This window comes from Rhizobium hidalgonense (assembly GCF_002914525.1).
Lineage (GTDB): Bacteria > Pseudomonadota > Alphaproteobacteria > Rhizobiales > Rhizobiaceae > Rhizobium > Rhizobium hidalgonense.
Map to the genome: position 1 here is coordinate 237697 of NZ_LODW01000011.1, position 6409 is coordinate 244105.

The following is a 6409-nucleotide window of genomic DNA, read 5'->3' on the forward strand; positions in this document are numbered from 1 at the left end:
TTCGTTCAGACGGGGGAGAGGACGGCACTCGCTTATGAAGCCTCGGGCCAATCAGGTCGAGGTGCCAACCCGCGAATGCCGAAGTCAAATTCGACTGTTTCACCGCTATTCGTAAAATCGCCTATGATGAGTTAGGGAAGTTTTCAACTGTAGCGGGCATCGTCCACCCGTTTAAAGATGAAGCGGAGTTGGACTTCATGACCATTTTTGGCCAATCGCGGCTTACACGTATCACCTATGCCGCCCTGCTTCTGCTCATGTTCTGCTTCGATTTTGCGAAAGACCCGATCGAGCGCCTTATCATGGCCGAACAAGATCAAGCGGCGCGAGAGCTGATGGCGCCGCGCCCGGCAGGCAGGACAGGGACCGCCGCCGGAGGAGAGGTGAGCGGCAAGAACATGCCGCTGATGTTCAAAGGGCAGGAAGAGTTGGTGAAGCAGATTGCAGCCTCCGGCCGAAAACCGACGGCAGAGGATATGCAAAATCTACGTGCGATGGCCGTTAGAGGGGCTGTTCAGATGACGGTGGGCGCCGGGGCGAGTGATGCCGACACTGCCAAGCTCGTCGCCCGCCGCTCCTTTTTCGAAACTCTATCCATTGTTGCCGCGATCACGATGACGGCGATCACGATTGTAGGTCTGCTTTACATGGTATCGAGCCGCCTTCGCGATATCGGCTGGCCGCAATATTTGCTCTGGATGCTCCTTGCTCCGGTCTTCGTGCCGAGGTTTCTCGCAATTCCCCTACCGCTGCTCGCGATCCAGGGGATCATCTTTTTCTTCTATGGCGTCCTTCTCATACTTGCCTTGCGAAGATCCTGTCCAGCCGTGGTTGACAGTATCTGACGACCAATGCACAAGCGCCTGCACTCGTGTCGGCCGCATCCATCTCCGAGCGATCTGACCCCGCCCATGTCGCGACGCTGCTAGACGCGATACGTCGTCTACGCAAAGTAGCGATCACCTATGAAGATGGTGACGGCGCGATTTCGGAACGAACCGTCTGGCCGATCACAGTCGTCTACTTCGACCACGTGCGCGTCCTTGCCGCCTGGTGCGAAAGAAGGTCGGCCTTTCGTCATTTCCGCGTCTACCGTGTCCGGCCCGCGTCGATCCTCGACGACCGGTATCCGGAACGACGGTCGCTGCTCATGCGGCGCTGGCGCGAGCAAGATCGGGAATGGCGTTCGTTCCTGACAGTTTCTGACGGAGCGAGAGGTTAGACTTTCCGAAGGCGTCCTAAAGGACGCTGTGATGAAAGGATAGCTTAATGGTCGCGTTTTCACCCGACGTCTTTGTCAAGTTCCTGGCTGAAGAGGACGACGCCCCTGTCGTGATGCTGAACCTTCTACGGTTCGTTCCCGAGGGCGGCCGGGAACGGCATCTGGAATACCTGAGAATGGCAGAACCCATCCTTGCGCGTTTCGGCGCAAGTATTCTATTTCGCGGCGACGGCCTCGAAATCCTTACAACCGGGCCGGTGGAAAGGTGGGACGCGGTGCTGCTAGTGCAGTATCCGCGGCGGACGGCCTTCAGGGAAATGGTGGAAGACGCCGAGTACCAGAAGGCGTTCGAAGTGGGAAAATCGGCCCTTGCAGACATCGTCCTGCAGCCCCTGCAGATCTCGAAAGGTCTCTGATTAAGGCTCCGCCGGCTGCCGCGCTTTGAAGACGCGGCAGCGGTCTCTCCCTCGCGTAACAGGCAATAGAGGAACGTGACCTCGTGGTCATTCACCTGGCAGGTTGATTTGGTATTTGATCTGCAACGTTTCGACGAGATTGTGCGACGACCTACGATGCGGATAGTTTGGTTGAGGGTGAGTAGTATCCTCCTTGGAGCAGGCAGTGCATGGACGGTTGAAAGACTAACCCTCGAGAAAAATCGCAAGCTCCCGCGACACCGCCTCTGGATCCTCCCGCTGCGGAAAATGGCCGACGTTCTGGAGGAGGATCCGCTGGAACGGTCCCGTAAATTTCTCGCGGACGCTCTCTGACATCGCGAGCGGAGCAACGCCATCCTCTATGCCATGGATAAAGATCGCCGGGAGCGACAAGGACTTGGTCGCCTTGACCATGTTGTCGAGCCAGATGCTGTCCGGATCGGGCTCGGCTTCTTCCCAACGAACGCGATAACTGTGCAAGGTGACGGCCAGCCAGTCTGGGTTCTCGAAGGATTTCGCAACGGCCTCAAAGGTGGCCTCGTCGAACCAGCCTTCAGGCGCCCAGTTCTCCCACTGAAGGCGGGCGAATCCTTTCGGATCCTTTGCGATCGCCTCGGCGCCGCGCTTCGTCGCCATGAACCATTGATACCAGTAGAGCTGAGATTGCCGGAATGGCGGGGTTTGCAGGCCGCCCATGCGCGGCGTCGAGGAGAGCTGGGCAACTCGCGCTACCCGATCGGGCCATCCGATCGCCAGGCACTCGGCGATGTGCGATCCCCAGTCATGACCGACAACCGAAAATTGCTCGATACCGAGACCGTCCATAAGGGCGATCGCGTCCATCGCAAGCACCGCGCCGTTGGCGGTGCGCAACGCCTTATCGTTGCGAAACACGGTCGGCCCGAAGCCACGAAGATAAGGCGCGATCAGGCGTAAGTTTCGATCGTGCAGTGCCCTCGACACAGCGTTCCAAGTCGAAGCGTCGTCGGGCCAGCCATGAAGGAGGAGAACCGGGTGGCCGTGACGGGCTCCGGTCTCGTCGAAAGCAATGTGCAGATCCTGGGTATCGAGGTGCGGCATGAAGGAATTCCTGGTTCGACAACGCAACACGACGGGGCGGCTCTTGGTTCCAGAAGATTGCCCATCGAGGCGTCACCTGCGCTTGCGGATGACTGCCTAGGCAAAGTCGCCGATCTTTCCGGACTGGAAGATGATTTCTGGTTCGCCTTCCTCGCCAAAAACTGGATCACCCTCTCTCTTCCAAGCCACCGCGCTTGCATACTGTGCAGCGAAATTCCGGGCCACTTCGACGCGCGTCGCCGTCCTACGTTGAATGACGCCCTCCGACCTAGACGAAGTCGCCGATCCTTCCAGTCTGAAACACGATGACCGGATCGCCTTCCTCTCCCACGGCGGGGTGTCCTTCGCGCTTCACGACGAGCGCTCCGGCGTGGTCTTTGGCGAGCTCCTTCGCCTTTTCCACGGCAACAGCTTCATCCCCGACGATAACTTCCCATGCCTTGGCGGGCTGGTCGCTGCCGTCAAGGTCGAAGGCGATGACACTGATGGAGGTGAATGCTCCGGGCATCTGTTCAGGCCGATCCGCGCTGCGGCTTCTCGACCTGTTCGTCGATTTCCTTCTTCACCTTTGCTCGGGCGTCGTCCTCGAACTTGGCTCGGACGCGTTCTACTTCCTCGTCGGTCGCCTCGATGGGCTGGCTGGAATCGTCTGGAAGGCCGGCGCCGCTCTGGGCGATGGTGGCATCCTTCGGTCGGTCGTTGAGGCCATCGGTGATCTTGGACATGAGAAGCTCCTTTCGGAGCCTAACGACGGCCGCGGGAGATTGTTCGCTGACACTGAAAGCTGACTTGAGCCGGGTCTGCCGGGGGTGCCCGCAATGCCGACTGGCCCACGACCACTCGCTCAGCGTACGGTCGTCATGTGACGGGGATGTCACATAAAGCGTCGACGACAAAGTTCTCTCTCGGAGCCCGCGGACTTACGGCATTAGGTAGTAAAAACCACCAGACCTGAAACGGCATCCCGACTACCCTGGTTTCCAATAAAAACGGACCCTCGAATGAGTGTAGCGTACGAGTTGAAGCAGAAGCGAGCGGCCTTGATGACAGGCTGTAGCAGCTTTCGTGACCGAGCGGGTAGACATTCAGGAACCGGAGCGCCTGATGCTGAGCTATGAGCCAGACTTCCGGGCATCGTCACAGCCATGGTCAGGTCGCGGTGAGCAGAACTTGACAAGGGAGGGTCACTAAGGTAATCACGATTAAGGTAATCATGATTAAGGTAATTATATTTACCAGAGGGCAGGCATATGCAGTTTCTCGGGCGCGAACGTGAGCTCAAGCTGGTGCGGACCGAATTGGACTCGCAACGACCTTCCCTCATCATCGTATTTGGCCGACGGCGGATCGGCAAATCGCGGTTCCTTCGGGAGGCTGCCAAGAATCGCCCGGAAATCTACTTTCAGGCGACCCGCGTCTCATCACTTTTGAACCTGGAGCAGTTCAAATCCGATGTCGGAAAGGCAATCGGATCAAAACCACAGCTCGAAGCCCTGTCAAGCTGGGAGGGGGTACTGCACTATGTTGCCGAGCGTGCCGGCGAGCATCCGGGATTGATCGTCACGATCGACGAATTTCCCTATCTGCTTGATAACGAGCCAGCACTGCCATCGATCGTGCAGAAATTCTGGGATTCCGGCGCGCTTGCAGATGGGGCGATGAAACTGATCCTTTGCGGCTCTGCCATTTCTCAAATGGGAGACCTGTTGGCGGAGCGGAACCCGCTTTACGGGCGAAAAACCCTGTCGCTCGACATGAAGGCCTTGCCCCTTGTCGATGTCGCCAAGTTTTTCCGGGAGTACACGGCCGACGACATCATCAGAACCTATGCGATTTTGGGCGGCATTCCCTACTATCTTCAGCTTTGCGACGCCCAGGAACCGCTCCGCAACAACGTCGTCAAACTCTTGCTCACGGAGACCGGCACGCTGATCGACGAACCGAACACGCTGCTGCAGACCGAACTCAGAGAGCCGTCCTTTTACTCAAGCGTGGTTGCGGCTGTATCTGACGGTTGCAACACTAAGTCGGAGATCGCAAACCGACTGGGTGTCAAAGCAGACGGTATTGGACCGTACCTGGCAAAACTGCTCGCACTTGATTTGATCGATAATTCGAAATCGCTGGATGCCGACGAAAAGGGCCGAAACCGCCGCTATCGCGTTGCAGACAGCCTGATGTCGTTCTGGCATCGTTTCGTGCGACCAAACCTGAGCGCGATCAGCAGCGGGTTTGGCGAGGAGGTTTACGACCGCGTCGTGGAGCCTCGGTTCTCCGAATATATGGGGATTGCGTTCGAACCGATCGCCCTTCAATTTGCAAGGCTTCATCTGCAGGAGGTCCTTGCGGTTCCGACGCAGGAGGTTGGCCAGATTTGGGGTCACGCCGATTTCGACATCGATGTCGCGGGACGATTGTTGGATGGTGCATTTTTCTATGGCGAATGCAAATGGCGATCGCGCGTGATCGACCTTGGCCACGTCCGATTGTTGCGTGAGCGATCCGAGAAAACGACTTACGGGGAAGGAGCGACGGGCAAGCACTACCTGTTTTTCAGTAGAAGTGGTTTTTCAAGCGATGTCGAGAGTTTGGCGAAAGAAGACGAGCGGCTGCATCTGATAACCCCGGAAACACTGGTAAAACCGCGTCGGTAGAGGCGACAACGTGGGCGCATTGCCACTCCTAACACGCCGCCTGACGCATATGGCACTTGCTCCATAACGCCGGTAATTTCTGTAGTAATTCAGATGCCTAAGCTGCTTTTGGTGGCCTTTGCTACCTAATGCCGCGGACTTATGGGTCCGGCCCGTCCGCCTTTATCACGATTTTCTCCTTGTGGGCTATGATCTTCCCGTCGTAGTCGACGGAAGGCTTGATCGGGAACACCATGCCGGGCCTGAGAACGGTCTGGTCGCCGGGGGGCGCTCAACGTAACCTCGGTGACGATCTTCCCCAGCCCATGACCGAAGCCGCCAACGTTGCCAACCTGACTGCCCAGGGAGGACAGGACGCTGGATTTGAAGCGCTAAGTGTTCGGGTTCGGAACCTTGACAGATTGCGCGGCGCTCAACGTCGCGCAATCCAGGCATCGCTTGCAGCCAGCGCCTTCAACGGCAGCCCCGTTCTGCCTACGCTCGAGCTACGCCGTCGCGTGCTCCGCGGAGATGCCCAAGTCGGAACTTAGCGAGGGCGCATCTACAAGAAAGAGCCTTTCCATTTCGTTCGCTATCGAACTCGAACTGCGCGGGAGCAGCGTTCGGTAGTGGAACTCTCTGCCGGAAAGCGCCGACCGCACTGCGAGCCCGATCGCGCTCCCGATGACGGGAGGGACACCGTTTCCGATCTGACGCGCCGCCGATTCCTTGCGTCCGACAAAGGACCACCATGAGGGGACTGCAAGCGGGCTCGCATGTCAAGCGTCAGCCTTGACAGAAATCCTTCGCCCGCCAGGTCTGCTTCGGCCTGCGTGGGGGCGCGATCCGCCACGTTGTTGATGTCGATGCCCTTTGACGCCCACCGGGCTACCTCCTTGGACCGGCTGCCGCCCTTCCGTCCGACGACCGTCGATGCAAGGGTATAGCGCGGCGATCAGGATGAGACGGCGCATTGCCTCGCCTGAACTGCTCCCTGAGAATGGGTTATTGCCTCATCTAAATTGCTCCCGACGAAT

7 protein-coding genes are annotated in these 6409 nt (G+C 58.2%); 4 read left to right on the forward strand and 3 right to left on the reverse strand.

What is annotated here, in order from left to right:
- Positions 1–197: 197 nt before the first annotated feature.
- The 3 genes from ATY29_RS01210 to ATY29_RS01220 are packed head-to-tail and all read left to right on the forward strand — an operon-like array spanning position 198 to position 1638.
- Positions 198–845 (forward strand): hypothetical protein, encoded by a 648-nt coding sequence (locus tag ATY29_RS01210; RefSeq protein WP_133118174.1) that lies wholly within the window; start codon positions 198–200, stop codon positions 843–845.
- A gap of 26 nt (positions 846–871) precedes the next feature.
- Positions 872–1222, forward strand: a complete 351-nt coding sequence (locus ATY29_RS01215; protein WP_244597322.1) for a helix-turn-helix transcriptional regulator — start codon at positions 872–874, stop codon at positions 1220–1222.
- Positions 1223–1269: 47 nt separating this feature from the next.
- Positions 1270–1638, forward strand: a complete 369-nt coding sequence (locus tag ATY29_RS01220; protein ID WP_097534704.1) for a DUF1330 domain-containing protein — start codon at positions 1270–1272, stop codon at positions 1636–1638.
- Between the two features lie 225 nt (positions 1639–1863).
- Here the strand turns inward: ATY29_RS01220 and ATY29_RS01225 are convergent, their stop codons facing one another.
- The 3 genes from ATY29_RS01225 to ATY29_RS01235 all read right to left on the reverse strand — a co-directional run bounded on the left by ATY29_RS01225 (position 1864) and on the right by ATY29_RS01235 (position 3464).
- The gene (locus tag ATY29_RS01225; protein WP_003572580.1) at positions 1864–2739 is read right to left on the reverse strand and encodes an alpha/beta fold hydrolase; all 876 of its coding nucleotides are present in this window, start codon (positions 2737–2739) and stop codon (positions 1864–1866) included.
- Between the two features lie 268 nt (positions 2740–3007).
- Entirely contained in the window at positions 3008–3247 is a 240-nt protein-coding gene (locus ATY29_RS01230) for a hypothetical protein (RefSeq protein ID WP_003572579.1), read from the reverse strand.
- Between the two features lie 4 nt (positions 3248–3251).
- A complete protein-coding gene (locus ATY29_RS01235; RefSeq protein WP_097534706.1) occupies positions 3252–3464 on the reverse strand; it encodes a hypothetical protein in 213 nt (70 codons plus the stop codon).
- 525 nt (positions 3465–3989) lie between these two features.
- Between ATY29_RS01235 and ATY29_RS01240 the strand changes: the two genes are divergently transcribed.
- A complete protein-coding gene (locus ATY29_RS01240; protein WP_097534708.1) occupies positions 3990–5393 on the forward strand; it encodes an ATP-binding protein in 1404 nt (467 codons plus the stop codon).
- Positions 5394–6409 lie beyond the last annotated feature (1016 nt).

Excerpts from the sequence above, each read along its gene's own strand:
- ATY29_RS01225 (WP_003572580.1), bottom strand. The coding sequence starts at position 2,739 with ATGCCGCACCTCGATACCCAGGATCTGCACATTGCTTTCGACGAGACC.
- ATY29_RS01220 (WP_097534704.1), top strand. The coding sequence starts at position 1,270 with ATGGTCGCGTTTTCACCCGACGTCTTTGTCAAGTTCCTGGCTGAAGAG.
- ATY29_RS01235 (WP_097534706.1), bottom strand. The coding sequence starts at position 3,464 with ATGTCCAAGATCACCGATGGCCTCAACGACCGACCGAAGGATGCCACC.
- ATY29_RS01210 (WP_133118174.1), top strand. The coding sequence starts at position 198 with ATGACCATTTTTGGCCAATCGCGGCTTACACGTATCACCTATGCCGCC.
- ATY29_RS01240 (WP_097534708.1), top strand. The coding sequence starts at position 3,990 with ATGCAGTTTCTCGGGCGCGAACGTGAGCTCAAGCTGGTGCGGACCGAA.
- ATY29_RS01230 (WP_003572579.1), bottom strand. The coding sequence starts at position 3,247 with ATGCCCGGAGCATTCACCTCCATCAGTGTCATCGCCTTCGACCTTGAC.